This is a genomic window from Aquimarina sp. RZ0, assembly GCF_008370685.1.
Lineage (GTDB): Bacteria > Bacteroidota > Bacteroidia > Flavobacteriales > Flavobacteriaceae > Aquimarina.
Genome location: NZ_VTZU01000074.1, coordinates 1 through 16,015, shown reverse-complemented (window position 1 = coordinate 16,015; position 16,015 = coordinate 1). Strand labels below are relative to the sequence as shown.

General features: G+C 31.7%; 10 protein-coding genes. 8 read left to right on the top strand and 2 right to left on the bottom strand.

Features of this window, described 5'->3' with window-relative positions:
- Positions 1-2: 2 nt before the first annotated feature.
- The 8 genes from F0000_RS21835 (at position 3) to F0000_RS21805 (ending at position 11,012) form a co-directional block, all read left to right on the top strand.
- Positions 3-905 (top strand): DUF58 domain-containing protein, encoded by a 903-nt coding sequence (locus F0000_RS21835; RefSeq protein ID WP_149626852.1) that lies wholly within the window; start codon positions 3-5, stop codon positions 903-905.
- Position 906: 1 nt separating this feature from the next.
- A complete protein-coding gene (locus F0000_RS21830) occupies positions 907-2,211 on the top strand; it encodes a BatA domain-containing protein (RefSeq protein ID WP_149626851.1) in 1,305 nt (434 codons plus the stop codon).
- Positions 2,211-4,421: a DUF4175 family protein gene (locus F0000_RS21825; protein WP_149626850.1), complete on the top strand. Its 2,211-nt coding sequence runs from the start codon at positions 2,211-2,213 to the stop codon at positions 4,419-4,421. Before F0000_RS21830 ends, F0000_RS21825 begins: the two co-directional genes overlap by 1 nt.
- On the top strand, positions 4,414-6,174 hold the full coding sequence (locus tag F0000_RS21820) for a hypothetical protein (protein WP_149626849.1): 1,761 nt from the start codon (positions 4,414-4,416) through the stop codon (positions 6,172-6,174). Before F0000_RS21825 ends, F0000_RS21820 begins: the two co-directional genes overlap by 8 nt.
- A gap of 867 nt (positions 6,175-7,041) precedes the next feature.
- A complete protein-coding gene (locus F0000_RS21815; protein WP_188112220.1) occupies positions 7,042-8,124 on the top strand; it encodes a S8 family serine peptidase in 1,083 nt (360 codons plus the stop codon).
- A gap of 232 nt (positions 8,125-8,356) precedes the next feature.
- Complete coding sequence (locus F0000_RS27905) at positions 8,357-8,836, top strand: HYR domain-containing protein (protein WP_223148935.1); 480 nt, start codon at positions 8,357-8,359, stop codon at positions 8,834-8,836.
- Between the two features lie 87 nt (positions 8,837-8,923).
- On the top strand, positions 8,924-9,580 hold the full coding sequence (locus F0000_RS21810) for a family 16 glycosylhydrolase (protein ID WP_223148934.1): 657 nt from the start codon (positions 8,924-8,926) through the stop codon (positions 9,578-9,580).
- Positions 9,581-9,836: 256 nt separating this feature from the next.
- Positions 9,837-11,012, top strand: a complete 1,176-nt coding sequence (locus F0000_RS21805; protein WP_149626847.1) for an HYR domain-containing protein — start codon at positions 9,837-9,839, stop codon at positions 11,010-11,012.
- A gap of 588 nt (positions 11,013-11,600) precedes the next feature.
- On the opposite strand, the gene F0000_RS21800 is transcribed toward F0000_RS21805, so the two are convergent.
- Together F0000_RS21800 and F0000_RS21795 are read right to left on the bottom strand one after the other, a co-directional pair.
- Complete coding sequence (locus tag F0000_RS21800) at positions 11,601-13,520, bottom strand: DUF3857 domain-containing protein (RefSeq protein ID WP_149626846.1); 1,920 nt, start codon at positions 13,518-13,520, stop codon at positions 11,601-11,603.
- Between the two features lie 7 nt (positions 13,521-13,527).
- A complete protein-coding gene (locus tag F0000_RS21795; RefSeq protein WP_149626845.1) occupies positions 13,528-15,435 on the bottom strand; it encodes a DUF3857 domain-containing protein in 1,908 nt (635 codons plus the stop codon).
- Positions 15,436-16,015: the final 580 nt, after the last annotated feature.

Sequence of the window (16,015 nt, the reverse complement as noted above, 5' to 3'; positions counted from 1 at the left end):
AAGTGAAAAAGCAGGAATATCTCCAATTACTAAAACCAGAACTCATAAAGAGTGTGTCAGGATTGGCGCTCATTGCACGTGCCATCGTAGATGGATATTTGTCAGGAATGCATCTTAGTAATAATGTAGGCTCAGGAATGGAATTTAATCAATTCCGGAACTATGAGCCAGGTGATGATCTGAGATTACTTGATTGGAAAATGTTAGCCAGATCCGATAGATATTATATCAAACAATCAGAAATAGAGACGAATATTGCTGTAAAATTCATATTGGATGCCAGTAAATCCATGCTTCATCAAGAAAAAGATGGATTGTCTAAAATGGAGTATGCCAGAGTTTTAATAGCTTCACTAGGATATATTTCTGAAAAACAAGGTGATGCAATAGGGCTTTTTGCATTAAATGATCATCAATTATATACAATATATCCTAAGATTCAAAAACAACAGTATAATCGATTTTTACATGAATTGATTGCTATAGAGAATCGGGGTAAATGGCCAAGAGACCCGACGATAACAGAAGTTCTTCATAGTCGTAGCCATAAAGAGCTTATCTTTTTTATCACAGATTTGTATGAACATAATAAGGAACTGACTGATTTTATTAAACGCCTAAAAACATCAAAAAATGAAGTGGTAGTGTTGCATCTGATGGGTAAAAATGAATTAGAATTTGATTATAATGAAACCATAACATTCGAAGATTTAGAGACAGGAACAAGACTCAAAATAGATGCTAAATCAGCAAAAAAGCAATATCTTATACAATTAGATGGAATGATGAAAAAGACAAAGAAAACCTTGTTGGCAAATGATATTAGTTATCATTTATTTGCGTTGCATAAAGATATCGGAGAAACCTTGCAATTGTTTATGAAGAAACGTACCAAACTCTTCTAAGATGTTTTTTCTTAACCCTACATACCTTTGGGCATTCTTAGGGCTTGTGATACCCATAGCAGTACATTTGTGGAGTAAAAAGGATGGAGAAATAATTAAAATTGGTAGTACTAAGTTACTAATAGCATCAGATTCAAGGCAGACAAGCAGTATTCAGCTTCACGAATTTTTATTATTGTTAGTAAGAATAATATTGATAACAGTACTTGTCTTGCTTATTGCAGAACCACGCATAAAAAAGAAAGCAAGTACCATACCTATAACGTATATTATTGAACCATCTTTATTGAATCAAGAACGAATAAAACCGCTGCTGGATACAATAGAAACTGGAGGATCTTTAAGGCTTTTACAAGATGGTTTTCCAGAAATACAGAGAAATACATCAGATTATAAAAATATCAAAGTTCCTAATTATTGGAAGTTAGCAAATGATATGGAGAAATTAGCAACAGACAGTATTGTAGTTTTTACGAATGCCTTTTTGTCTGGTATCAAAGGTAAGCGCCCAGATAGCATTCATAAAAATATTTCCTGGATTCCTGTTAGGCCTGATGAATTTATAAAGGAGAAAATTCTTAAAGTTACTAAAGAAGAAGATACATTGCGGTTATTAACTGTGACAAGTAATTATCTTCGATTATTTCTTGAAAAAAAAACGATTTCTCTGGATACTAATCAATTTCAATTTAATACCGCAAGAGATAGTATCACCTTTATGTTTCAGGGCGTACAGAAAAAAATACCTTTTACGATCCAAAAACCACTCAGGGTACTCTTGTTTTATGACAATGCTCGGTCTAATGAGAAGGCATATTTAGTTGCTTCATGTACTGCAATATCAACGTATATTGACCGACAAATTGATGTCAAAGCAGTTCAGCGTGTAGATGCTTTGGATCTTTCATCGTTTGATTTAGTATTATGGTTACATAGCGATCCGATTCCGACACTAGCGACAAAATTACTGGTGTACAAACCGGATGATTTTGCAGATCAGATTATAGAAGCAGGCATCTCGAATACCATTTTTTATCTTACAAAACCTCTTACATTAGAAAATAGTGTAGATACAGACTTACCAGAACACCTATTAAAACTTTTTGATATTCATAAAGATATAAGAGATGACATAGATATATATGATAAAAGGAGTATGGACATAGCAGCGTTACGCCCTGCAGAAGCAAGTTTAGTAAAGAATAAAAAACGAACTGTCATCGTTGATATTTCCAGATGGTTATGCATGCTATTGATACTATTAATGATAACCGAGCGCGGTATAGCAAAATATAGAAAACAGTAATGGAGTCTGGATTTGATATATTGGTTAGATATAGGAAGAGATGGAAATTAAAGCTCTGGATACAGGTTTTTTTGTATGCTCTTGGTCCGTCAATTTTTATTCATTTTCTGTTTCTAAAGCTTTTTATATCCTTATTTACTGGGATGATGATCACGGCTATAATGATTACTATTATCAAACCCTGGAAATATAGTTTATCAATTGTAGCAGATTATATAGATCAGCATCTGGATGCGGCAGAATATAGTACAGGTCTGTTACTAATACCAGATGCTAAGTTATCAAATCTGGCGAGGTTGCAAAAGCATAAAGTAGCAAAAGGATTAGTTAAAAAAGGAAGTACTATAAAACCTCCGGGAAACTTTATTCTGGGAAGTATTGTATTGGGATTATTTATCAGTATAGGTTTTGGGATATATAAATATCAACTAATAGATTATTTTAGACAGGGACAAGAACAAAAGATAACTCCGGAACGGATAGTTTTTAAACCAGTAGATTCTGCTGCTACCAAAATTCTTGCACCTATACTAGTGCGTCAGGAACTGACGATACGTTATCCTGATTATACCCGAACACCTCCTTTTAAGACTTCAAAAATGGATATAAAAGCTATAGAAGGATCACAAGTGTCGTGGAAAATACAGTTTGATAAAGAAGTAGCAAATGTGACGATGGAACATATGGGTAATACATATCCAATGCGATTTATTGACAGTGTATATACAAGAAATATAAAGATACATACTTCGGGTTTTTATAATTTCAAATTCACGGATACACAAGGTAATTCATATATTTCAGAATTGTATTCAGTTGAAAACGTAAAAGATAAGAGTCCGGATATAGAGATACTAGGAATAAAACAGTTTACTTCTTTTTCTTTTGATGAAAATAAAAATATCTCCTTTATGACAGCGATCACAGATGATTTTGGAATCGCAGATGCATATATTATAGCAACCGTAAGCAAGGGTTCCGGTGAATCTGTAAAGTTTAGAGAAGAAAAATTGAATTTTGATAGTGGAATCCCACCAGGAGGCAAAAAATTAAATATGTCAAAAAAAATAGATCTGGACGAAATGAACATGGAACCGGGAGATGAACTTTATTTTTATGTAGAAGCATCAGACTATAAAAAACCTAAACCCAATAGATCAAGAAGTGAGACATTTTTTGCAGTTATAAAAGATACGGTTTCTGATGAATTTGCAGTAGAAGGAACTATGGGCGTAGATCTAATGCCTGATTATTTTAGAAGTCAACGGCAATTGATTATTGATACAGAAAAACTGATTAGTGATAGATTAAAGTTATCTAAAAAAGATTTCAAATCTAAGAGTAATGAACTAGGTTTTGATCAAAAGGTATTGCGACTTAAATATGCTCAATTTATGGGAGATGAATCTGCTCATAAGACTATTGAAGAAGAAGAAGATGCCGAAATTTTAGAACATGAGGATGACCACAGTGATAAAGATCCACTAGCTGGATATACACATACTCATGATCACGAGAATGAACATAATCTGATAGAAGAATCAGAAGAAGATCATAAAGATCCCTTAGAAGAATATGTACATAATCATGAAGATCCGGAGGAGTCTACACTTTTTACACAATCCCTAAAAAGTAAGTTACGACAAGCTCTTAATCAAATGTGGGATGCAGAGTTGTATTTAAGGTTGTATACGCCAGAAAAATCATTGCCCTATCAATATAGCGCCTTAAAATTGATTCAGGAAATTAAGAATAGTGCACGAATATATGTACACCGTATTGGGTTTGATCCTCCACCAATCAAAGAAGATAAAAGGCTTACAGGGAAAATCGATGGGGTAACAAGTTATAGAAAGCACTCGATATTACAAAAAAAAGATAAATTTCCTTCGATACGTAAAACTGTATCAAGACTTGAACAATTGATTGTTCAAAAAGGAATGATTACAGATAAGGATAGACTACTTTTTCAGGAAGCTGGAAATGAATTAGCAATCAAGGCTATAGAAGATCCGGGGAGGTATTTAAAAACATTAAAAAAATTAAAATGGGCTACAGAAAATATTGAAATATCAGTTGAAACCCTGATAGAAATACAAAAAGGTCTGTTTTCTGCACTTCCGGCATTAAGACCGACTCCATCGAAGAAGAAGATGTTGACAAGTGAAATCAATGAATTACTACTCAAAGAACTCGAAATTCATGATTGATACGATCACTTTTTTGAATACTAGCTGGATATGGCAACTATGTATTGGAGCTTTCGTTTTATGGGCTGTTTTTATATGGAAAGAATGGGATCAGTATGGAAAACGTAGCTTTTGGATAAAAACCGTAGTATCGTTTCTTGGGATTACCGCCCTTGCTTTTATTGTATTAAAACCAGCAGTTTATATTCAGAATAAAACCGGCAAAGTAGCATTACTTACTCCAGGCTATAGCACGAAGCGATTAGATAGCCTTAAAAAGACTCATAGGAAGTTAAAAGTACTAACATATAATGACAATCGACCGATTTTTAACCATACAAACATTTCAGATTCTGTATATATTTTAGGACACGGTTTAGAACCTTTTGATTTTTGGAAATTACAAAATTGTAATGTCAACTATTTGGGAGGAGATATACCTTCAGGAATTATTAAATTTAAATATGATCACAAAAAGACACTTGGGGAACAGATACATTTTTCAGGACTTTACAATACACCTAGAAAGGGACATCAATTAGTACTAGAAGGACCTGGAGGTGTTTATCTCGATTCAGTCTCACTCATAATAGATAAAAAACAAGTATTTCAATTATCCTCAAAACTTGTTGCAAAAGGAAATTATCTCTTTTCAATAATAGAAAAAGACACAACAGGAAAGATCTATTCTCGTGATCCGATCCCATTGACTGTTGATCATAGTGTTCCTTTAAAAATTTTGATACTCAATAGTTTCCCAACTTTTGAAACCAAATATCTTAAGAACTATTTGTCAGAAATGGGGCATGAGCTATTCGTTAAAACCAAGATAACCAACGGGAAGTATAAGCTGGAGTATTTTAATATGGAAAAGAGATCAATAGATGTCTTTTCTAAAAAAGACCTGGATTTTTTTGATCTGCTAGTAATTGATGCAAGTACCATCAGAAATTTAGGAAAAGCATCACTTGCTACTATAGAATACGTAGTGAGAGAACAGGGATTAGGAGTTTTTGTGCAACCGGATGACAGTTTTTTTGGATCAGGAAGCGGTTTTGAAGCTTTTAATTTTATTCGAGAAAAAAGTAGAGAAACGGATCTTAAGGAGATACCAAAAGTTAGAATAAGCAAACACAACTTCTTCTTTACAGATGAATTTCGTATCCAATCAATTCATAAAAATTCAAACACACAAATCATATCGGCATACAAACGTATAAGAAAAGGTAAGATAGGTTCTACAGTGTTAGAAAATACATATGAACTGGTATTGAATGATAAAACCGAAATTTATCAGCAATTATGGTCTGATATTATTAATGATATAAGTAAAAAAGAAGCTCAGCTTATACGCTGGGTTCCTCCAAGAATACTGAGCTTTAAAGATCACCCTTATAAATTTACACTAAAAGCATCAATAACAAAACCAATAGTCAAGACAAAAGAAAACTACAGGATTGCGATGCGCAGTGATATAAACATTTCAAATGTATGGAAAGGAATTACGTATCCAGAATCGTATGGGTGGCATACGTTGCGGATAGAACAGGATACGACAAAAGTTTTGAATTATTTTGTCACAGATACCTCAACATGGAAACCAAAATATATTTATGATAAAATTGAGGAAAATAACAGATACTTTAGTAGAGTATCTAAGAAAAAAACGAATCAAATTTTAGAATCAAAACCAGTAAACCTGATTGGGTTATACATCCTCTTTTTAATATGTATGGGATACTTATGGTTAATACCTAAAGTAAATAGAGATTAGAAATTAATTACTGTAATCATTGAGGGCGGAATATTAAATATTGTAAATCAGTGTATTATGTTTTTATTCTAAAAACGTTACTCATACATGGATCTATTAATTCATTTAGTATAATTAGTTCATATAAATCTTTCAAATCACATATCTGGTGTGTTCATGAAGAAATATTTTATTATTTAGTATATCCAGTTTGGGTAAGATCAAATATCCCATTACATTGCTTTTGAGTGCCTTTTTTAGTTTTCAAATAATTTGCTGCTCGAAAACAGATTAATTCCTGCGCTTCTTGGCTGTATTTTTTTTAGTTTTTATTTTCATCCCATAAAATAGAAGTATTCTGATCTTAAAATACAAACTAAGTTTATGCTCTCTCTTAATTAATATATATTGAAATTCTACATACCTCTTTTTTGTTAATTCAAAGTTAATTTAGTGTTAATTGCGGTTGGTTTTTTTAGTCTTTCTATCTCCTATTTTCTTTTGAAATTTCTTTCTATTTTGATGTGCTAAACTTTTGTTTAATCCTTTCATTTTTAGTAGTGAAACAATTTTAAATACTTAAAAAATAAAGGGTGTTTTACATGGTTTATAGAATATCAAATTTTGTAAAACCCTTTGTTTTGTGAGTTTTAGCCGTATTTTATTATTAGGATTAATCCCTACTTTTGAATCCTCAACTTGTTGAAAACTCAACGATTTTATATAAAATTATACTCAAACATTTTAACACAAAACCCATTTAACAATGAAAATTAAATTAAGAATTTTAAGTAGCGTAACAGTTTTTTCTTTTATAGTTGCGAAAAAGATACAAATGAGATAGAAACAGGAATAGAGACTATCGATGTTACAGTCGGAGCAGATCAAGTGGTTCCTGGAGAATATATTATAGTTTATAAAGAAGATAAATCTTTATCAGGTAAAAGCGCTAATATGAAGGCTAAATCCCGACGAACTTTATCAAAATATGCAATAGCAGAAGATAATATAAAGCAAACTTATAGTAGTGCTATTCAGGGATTTGCTGTTAAAAATTTATCATTTAAACAAGCAGAAACTCTTAAGAGCGATCCCGAAGTTGCTTATATAGAACCAAATTATATTCAAAATTTGGATATAGATATGGGGAATCCTGTGAGTACGCTTCCTGCAACTGTACAAAATAAAGCAGTAACGGAGGATTCACGGCTTCCTAATGGAGAGTTTTTACCTTGGGGGGTAAATAGAGTAGGTAGAGCTAATGGCGCAGGAAGAACATGCTGGATAGTGGACTCTGGGATTGCACCACATAGTGATTTAAATATTGATGTTAATCGAAGTAGAAGTTTTGTAGGAGGATCTTGGCAGGATCAAAATGGACATGGAACTCACGTAGCAGGGACTGTTGCTGCAAAAAATAATGGTTCCGGGGTGATTGGTGTAGCTTATGGAGCAACTGTAGTTTCTGTCAGAGTATTAGATGCACAAGGGACTGGTGATGATGCAAGTATTCTTGCAGGAATAGACTATGTTGCTAATAATGCAAATTCTGGGGATACTTGGAACTATAGTGTAGGATTTCTTAACCGATTTACTTCTCGAGCTATTGATGAGACATTTAGAAATTTAGAAACAAGAGCTTATGGAGCTATGGCGGCAGGTAATAGTAATGATAATACTCAGTTTTATTCGCCACAAAGATTACGAACAGGTAATTCTTGGTGTGTTGGTAATATGACTAATGTAGATGCTCCCGCACGTACTTCAAATTATGGAGCAAGTGTAGATCGTTGGGCTCCTGGTACTGCAGTATGGTCTACTTGGTTAAACGGTGGATTTAACAATATCTCTGGTACTTCAATGGCATCACCACATGTCGCAGGTATATTATTGATAAGAGGTAACAGTACAGGAACAGATGGATCTGTAAGTAAAAGAGGGCAAACTGCTCCTATAGCTACCCTAAATTAATTATATAATATTAAATTAGTTAGAGAGGCTGAGTCATCCAGCCTCTTTTTTATTATATAACTTTACTAAAAAAAATAGGTGATAAAGTAATGTTGTAAGCCTTTATAAGAATGTGTTTTCTGTACATAGAATTGCTTCCAAAGAATTAGTTTTGCAAATATTAAGATCATATATTTTAGATTTTAAGTTGAAAATACATTTGTGATAGTCATCTGAACATATATAGTACTTTATGTGGTTATTACGTAATACATTTGCGGTATTAATGAAGATACAAAGTGTTTTGAAAAAGAAATGTAATTATTTATTGTCTTTATCTCTTGTTTTATCATTAACTGCTTGTAGCAACAATGATGAAAGTATAGAAGACAATGAAGATCCTGTTATAGCTTGCCCTGATGATATTACAATTAGTGTAAGCGCAATAGAAAGTGACACAATAATAACCTATGAAACTCCTGTAGGTACAGATAATATTGGCGTAGAGACAGTACTTATTGAAGGATTAGCATCTGGAGAAATATTTCCTTTAGGAACAACCACAAACACATTCCGTGCCAGAGATGCAGCAGGTAATACGGCATTCTGTAGTTTTGATGTGATTGTAACCAGAGATGCACCGGCTACAGACGCTCCTTATTTTATAGAAGAAGCTCCTACACCGTCAGACAAAAAATGGACTAAAGTAGAAAATCTCTCTGATGAGTTTTAACAGGCAGATGGTATTGATCAAACTAAATGGCATACCAAAGCCAAAATTCCTGAATCTGGTTGGTATTGGGAAGGCAGACCTCCAGGATTGTTTATAGAAGAATCTATTACTGTAAGTGATGGTAAGCTTAAAATAGAAGCGGCCAAATTACCTTCTACAATAATAAATAATGGTAAGAGTTTTGATTATACTGGAGGAATTGTAAGATCTAAATCACAATGCAAAGTAGGTTGGTATTACGAATGCGCTATGAAGGCAAATAAAACATTTATGTCTTCTACCTTTTGGATGATGACAGAAGAAAATGCCTGCCCCAAAAGATTAGAATTAGACATTCAGGAATGTGTAGGAGAATTAACCCCTACAGCTGCCGATTGGGCTGTGAATAATAAATGGGATCAAATTTTTCATTCTAATGCGATTCATAGAACAAGTTGTCAGAATGATACCGCAACAAGACGCCAAAATGCTATAGAAACTGAAAAAAATTGGAATGATTTTTTTGTTTATGGTTTTTGGTGGAAGTCAGAAACAGAATTATGGTTTTATTTTAATGGGGAGTTAGCCTATAAAATTGATGACCCTACGACTACCTTTGATATTCCGATGTATTATAATCTAGCTGTAGAAACTTATGACTGGAATCCACCACGGGAAGATGGTAATGACATGGAAGGACTTACAAAAGAAGAACGCTCAACACAATATGAATGGATAAGAACCTGGAAGTTAGAAGATTTGTAAAAGATGTATTTAAAAAACGTAGCTTTCTAAATCTCTTGATTTTTTTGTCCACAGGTATCACGATGTTGAAAAAAAGAAATCTATTTTAATTATAATTATATTGCAAAAGTTAAACTTTTGATAGAAAAGTGCTGCTCAATATGAGTTCGTGTTAAATTCTGCGTAAGAAATGCCTTTGTGATACTTCATAGAACGATATATTGCTATAATCTATGATTAATAAATATATTTGCAACCCTAAAAAATATATGTAAAAATGAAAAAGAAATGTAATTATTTATTATTCATGTCTTTAATCGTATCATTAGCTGCTTGCAGCAGCAATGATGGAGATATTGAAGACAATGAAAACCCTGTTATAGCCTGTCAAGATGATATTACTATTAATATAGATGCGATTTCGAGTGGCGCTATAGTGACATATGATACTCCTGTAGGCACTGATAATATTAGTGTGGTAACTACAATGGTTGAGGGCTTGGCATCAGGAGAGACGTTCCCTGTAGGGACGACTGTTAATACATTCCGTGCTCAAGATACTGCCGGTAATACGACATCTTGTAGTTTTAATGTTATTGTGACAAGAGATACACCTTCTGGAAATACGCCCTATTTTATTGGAGATGATCCTACACCATCAGACAAAAAATGGACTAAAGTAGAAAACCTGTCTGATGAGTTTGATGGAACTACTTTTGATGATTCTAAATGGCATAGAGATACTGCAACTGATGGATTTAATTGGTTGGGAAGACCTCCTGGATTATTTGAGTCTGACAATGTCACTGTTAGCGATGGTAATCTGAATGTAACCACAGAAAAATTTGATACGCCCAAGATTGTAAATAATATCTCCTGGACTCATGGTGGAGCTATTGTACGCTCAAAGGCACTTGCAGGTCCCGGACAGTTTTATGAATGTAAAATGAAAGCAAATAAAACCGTTATGTCTTCTACTTTTTGGTTGTCATTTAAGCAAAATTGTAATACGGGTCCTGTTAGAAAACTTGAATTAGATATACAAGAATGTGTAGGGCGTGTGCATAGTGGGACAGCGGCCTGGGCAGAAGACTTTGCAAATATATATGCATCAAATACTTGGAGGCATAATAGAGATTGTGATACAGAGTTTGATAAGTCTAGACAAAAACCAGCAAAAACAGTTTTATCAGAAAAAAATAATGAAAGATATTTTGTATATGGTTGTTGGTGGAAATCTCCAACAGAAATTTTGTTTTATCTGGATGGGGAATTAACGCATTCTATTATTAATCCTCCGGCAGAATTTGATTTAGAAGGTCATATAACCATGGCAATAGAAACGTATGATTGGAATCCTATCGATGACGCTACTATCTTTGAGACAGGCTCTTTTGATGATTTAACAACCAAATATGACTGGATAAGAACCTGGAAACTAGAAGACCAGTAAAGAAGAGTCGTTGCTTGTACTATTGTTGTATATAGAGAGATACAACTTTTCGGAACACATAAAGAATATGATAAATTAGATGTAATCTACATGTAGTTTATAAAACTGTTTTGTGAAATTGTAAAAATGGTATAGCTAAAACGGAAGAATAATATAATACGTATTATAAAAGAATACTTAGTCGATCTTTGTAACCCCCTTTTTTAAGGATCGACTAAGTAAACTTTACATGTCCCTGTAAATTGATGTGTAGTCTTTAGGGTTTTCTGAATGCTGATCTTTAAAACCAAAATTATGGCAGTTAAAATAGGGGTGAAAAGAAAATCTGATTCAATAGGAAAACCTAATAGAAATCGACGATATAATAGAGAAATATTTGGAAATATACCCTTTTCTAAAATCTCCTAAATGCAAAAAGTATCCTATCCTAAATTCAATAGATGAATGGAAAAGATTTTTAAGAGTGTTCTCTTTCAAAGGTTAGATGGTAAGTCAAGATCTATAGAATGTCAATTTATACGTATTGTGACAGTTATACCATCTATTGATGAATTTAGGTAGCTATATACTTTTTATGACTCTGCTTTTTTATATTTTTTGAAAAAGAATACTCTTTTTGCTAAAATCAAATGCAGAATTTACCACATCTTTATAATCTTCATAGTATTCGATAGCTATTTTTAGCTTATTATAATCTTCTTGAGCTCGGATGATAATTTTATTTTCAATAATCTCAAAATTTGATTTAAACAGACAGATTTCTTTACCATCAATGACTAATTTTTTATCAATATTGAGACTCTCTAAACCTTCAGGCTCAAAGCCTTTTGGAATCAGAATTTCAAATATATAATTGTATTTATTAGGGTATTCTATTTCTACAGGATTTACTCGGGCTACTTCTTGATAGAATTCATTTTGTGTTCCAATTACCTTGCCAATGTTTAGTAATAAATCATTGCCCACTTCTTCTGTTAAACTTTCTGCAGTATAAGACCAGTCCATCATAAAAGGAGTGTTTTTTGTAACATGATCAAAATCCTCATTTTTGATATTGAAAGTAATTATTTCTGCATCTTCAAAACCAGAGATAGCGAAAATATTTTTAAATTCATTTAGGTCTTTTTTTAGAAAATATTTATAAGCCTCTCTTTGGTTATGAGCTTTGTAACCTGTTAATTTTTGGCTTGTTTTTACAATTGCTGTATTTTGATCATCAATACTAACCACAATTTTTCTATCCGTTACAGTGTGATCTGATTCAGGGACTTTTATTGTTTTAAATTCTGAGAATTTGTCTAGAGAAATAAAAAAACCTTTATTAGAAATATATTGATGAGGTGCATAATCTAATTGTGTATTCACATTATCCGGTTGGATGTATTTTCCAATTTCAGGAAAATAAATCAATGTTTGCTGAAGATTGAAGTTAGAATAAAAATATTGGTCAAATTTGTGATTGTATCTGTTGCTGGTTAATACAATTTGATATAGGATTTTATAGTGGTTTAGTAAGGATGTATATACTTTTATAATCCCTTGATTTGAAGCTTGTTTTTTGTATATAATTGTACTTATTTGATCATAAATGGGATCATTGTTTCTAACAATATTAAAGGTACTGTTTACATAATTACAGATCGTATTAATAATTTCCGTATTCTCATTTTTTGTTTTATAGTTTTCAAAATCTGAAATTATTTTTTTAACTTTTCGCGGGTTGATTTTAGTAAATTTATTCAGAATATTATCTTCCAGATCTTCCCACATATCGATATTATATTGGCTTTTTACCATATATGCGACCTTCATTTTGTTGGCATTTGGAGTAGCTGATCTTTCTTTGGTCATTGCTTTGATCTCTGTGGCGATAGCAGTGGATTCATATTTGTTTTCTTCTGTTTTCTGTTCTTCAAATTCAGGGAAATTATTATATGATTTAATTTCTAATTCTAAAGAGCTTGGGTTTCGGATAATTACTTCAGATTCTTTTACCTTGTACTCTTTTTGAACCACAATTGTACCCACTCCGGAAATTCTTTTTTCTAAAGTGTAGATAAATTCTAATTGGGAATTTTTGGTGACACCTTCTAAAGCAAATATTTTAAAATTTCCATAATTCTTTACATTTTTCAGCTCCTTTATATTTTTTTTATTGAGTAACTTAATCGAACCATCTTCTGCAATTACCCTCGCTTTGATGTCAATTACTTTCAGAACATTTCTTGTTGGGATATATACTCTATTGTGGCGCTTAACTCCTTTCTCTGAGTTTACTTGGATAATACTATGTTTTGTTTCATAAAGCTTGTAAGATTTGCCAAGTCCAGCTCTATAATACTGGATTAAGGTTTTTTCTTTTATAGCAACAGAAGCTAATTTTTTATCTTCTTCACTAATTTCAAAAATGGTCGGAGTTTTCTCCCAATCATGACTTTTGTAGAGTTGTGCAAAGCTACTATAATTAAAAAATAAGGAAACAATTATTAATTTAATATAATTAGTCATAAATAAGTTAGTTTTTTGGATTGATGATAATGGTTTTCTTGTTAGATTTCAATAATGCTTTAATAAAATTATTCCACGATTCAATTTCATTAATATCGATCTTAAGAGTATTTACAGTAATTTTTTTGGTTATCACTATAGTGTTTATTCTATTTTCATAGGTAGTGGTAAATTCATAGTTTTCATTTCTAAAACTACTGTTTTCTGGTATGAATTCAATAATTTGACCTTCTGGTATTTCTATGGTTGTATGAAATATTCTTGTGAATTTGTGATCGATTTTTTTGTCATAATTTTTACTCTCATCTTTTACTAATTCCCCTACTAAAAAATTATCCATGATTGGTTTTATATATAATTTACCATTGATTTTTTTAACATAATTTCTTGTTTCAGAATCAAAGCTTATTTGGAGTGTATCCTTTTGGCGTTCTAAGTTTTTATATTCTATATTATTGAATGAAGTTTTTTTAGTACCGAACTTTAAGTTCCAGTATAAAAAATCGAGATCTTCTTCCTCTTTATTTTCAATTTTATGCATAAAATCCAGTTTGTCATGCCCACAGATTTTTGCAATATGTCTGCCTGTTAATAATTCATTCTCTAATTTTATGGATGAGATAATAGAGATATTGTTGTTTATGGCATCAATTTCTGGAACTTTATGTATTTTAAATGTATCTGCTGATATGCCGATAAGGGCCTCTTTACCCTGAGTAAAAGGAGAGGGATAACCATAAGGAAGATATTTTGCTGTTGGATCTAAGAATATGGTGTCACTGTTTTTCTGAAAAACTGCAGTTATCATATGATTATCCGTAACTGGAGTAGGAACTTCGTTATACTTATATGGTTTTTTTCTAGTTCCGATCCAGGCTAGATGGGAATCTATTCCTGCGTATTGTAGCATTTCATTCAGAATATTGGCCATATCCTTACAGTCTCCATATTTTTTATTAAAAACGTTTGAAGCATCTCTGGGTATGAAACCATTAAGTCCATCTTCAAAGGCAATGTAATTTATTTTATCCTGCACAAAATAATAAATCGATTGAATTTTTTCTGTTTCAGAAGTGGTGCCTTCTATTAGAGATTTTGTGATGAGTTCTAACTCTTGTTGATCAGTAGTGTTAATTTGTGATATTAGTGAGGTGTACCACTTATATAAATCTGATACATCATTTAATACTGATATAGTTTTATTTTTATGTTTATAAGAGTTAATATAGATTATGATTTGTGGTATATAATATAAAGCGGAGAAATCATAGTGTCTGTTTATTTTAGGTATTTTATTAAGAACCCAGGTATAGGTTATATGATTTTTATTTTCTTCAATCTCAAATTTAGAATGAATAGCGTCTAAGTGGAAGGTTCTATAGGTAAGTTTTACATTCTTAGGAAATGTTATAGATATTATAGCCTTTTCTATAGGAATATCACTTGTAGACATAAAAGAAGGCAAAAAATGTGGGTCTTTTATGGTCTTACTATATTTTAAATCGGTAATTGAATTTTTTTTAACGTTAGGAAAGAAGAAGTTTTTTTCTTTTTGATCATTAAAGAAGATACCGCTAATCAGTATATCTTTTTCTTTAAATCTTTTTACAAAAGATTTTTTCACCTTATTATTTTCAATGTTTTCTGTTCTAGCCTGAATTTCTGTTATTTGGTTAAATGTATTATAACTAACATTCTCCTCTGCAAGCTGTAATCTCTTTGATGATAAAAAAAGGTTTCGTTTATGTACGTTTTCTGTAATAAATAGTTTGCCCCGAGATTCGTCAATCTGTATATGTTTTTCTAGAGAGAGTGTAATAACCTCTTCGTTTGGGTATAGTTCGTTGTAATCATGTTGTTGTGCGTGAGTAAAATTTAAAAAAATAAAACTTGTTAGCAGCTCATAAAATTTCATAGAAATATAAAAATAGTTGACAAAAGTATTCACGTTATATTTTATCTATTACCTTGAGATATTCTGTTTTCCGTTTTATAGAGATCCAGATAAATTATTTCTCGTATAATTGAATGTCATTTAATCACAAAATGTTACCCTTATTTATTAATTATTTTTTAAGAGATATAACGAAACAATTCCTATTTGAAGTTAAGGATATTTATGTTAGAATATAAATATTTTTTTAAAAACGGATATTATTTTGCTTTTGTCCAGAATAAATATTGATAATATTTTTTAGATAGCTAAAAAACTCGAAACAATCCTGATTTTTACAAGGATCTAACAACAAAAAGTAAAACGATACTAATACGATTTATAACTAAAAATTTCGCATATTCATCGTTTCTTTTTCCTTTCTACTTCGTTTAAAAAATAAACCGTAGCTATAGCTATGCTTGATTTTTTTGCCTTGTGGCTATTTCGGAGTGACCGTGCCACCTATTTCGGTCAAATGGTGCCACTTTGAGAGATACTGCAATTATAGTTAAATTTTATTATTATTGGTTTTTTAATTTTCCTTTTCTTAACGATTCAC

Bases quoted from the DNA above. Each gene is read 5' to 3' on its own strand.
- F0000_RS21805 (WP_149626847.1), top strand. From the start codon at position 9,837: ATGAAAAAGAAATGTAATTATTTATTATTCATGTCTTTAATCGTATCA.
- F0000_RS27905 (WP_223148935.1), top strand. From the start codon at position 8,357: ATGTGGTTATTACGTAATACATTTGCGGTATTAATGAAGATACAAAGT.
- F0000_RS21825 (WP_149626850.1), top strand. From the start codon at position 2,211: ATGGAGTCTGGATTTGATATATTGGTTAGATATAGGAAGAGATGGAAA.
- F0000_RS21820 (WP_149626849.1), top strand. From the start codon at position 4,414: ATGATTGATACGATCACTTTTTTGAATACTAGCTGGATATGGCAACTA.
- F0000_RS21800 (WP_149626846.1), bottom strand. From the start codon at position 13,520: ATGACTAATTATATTAAATTAATAATTGTTTCCTTATTTTTTAATTAT.
- F0000_RS21795 (WP_149626845.1), bottom strand. From the start codon at position 15,435: ATGAAATTTTATGAGCTGCTAACAAGTTTTATTTTTTTAAATTTTACT.
- F0000_RS21830 (WP_149626851.1), top strand. From the start codon at position 907: ATGTTTTTTCTTAACCCTACATACCTTTGGGCATTCTTAGGGCTTGTG.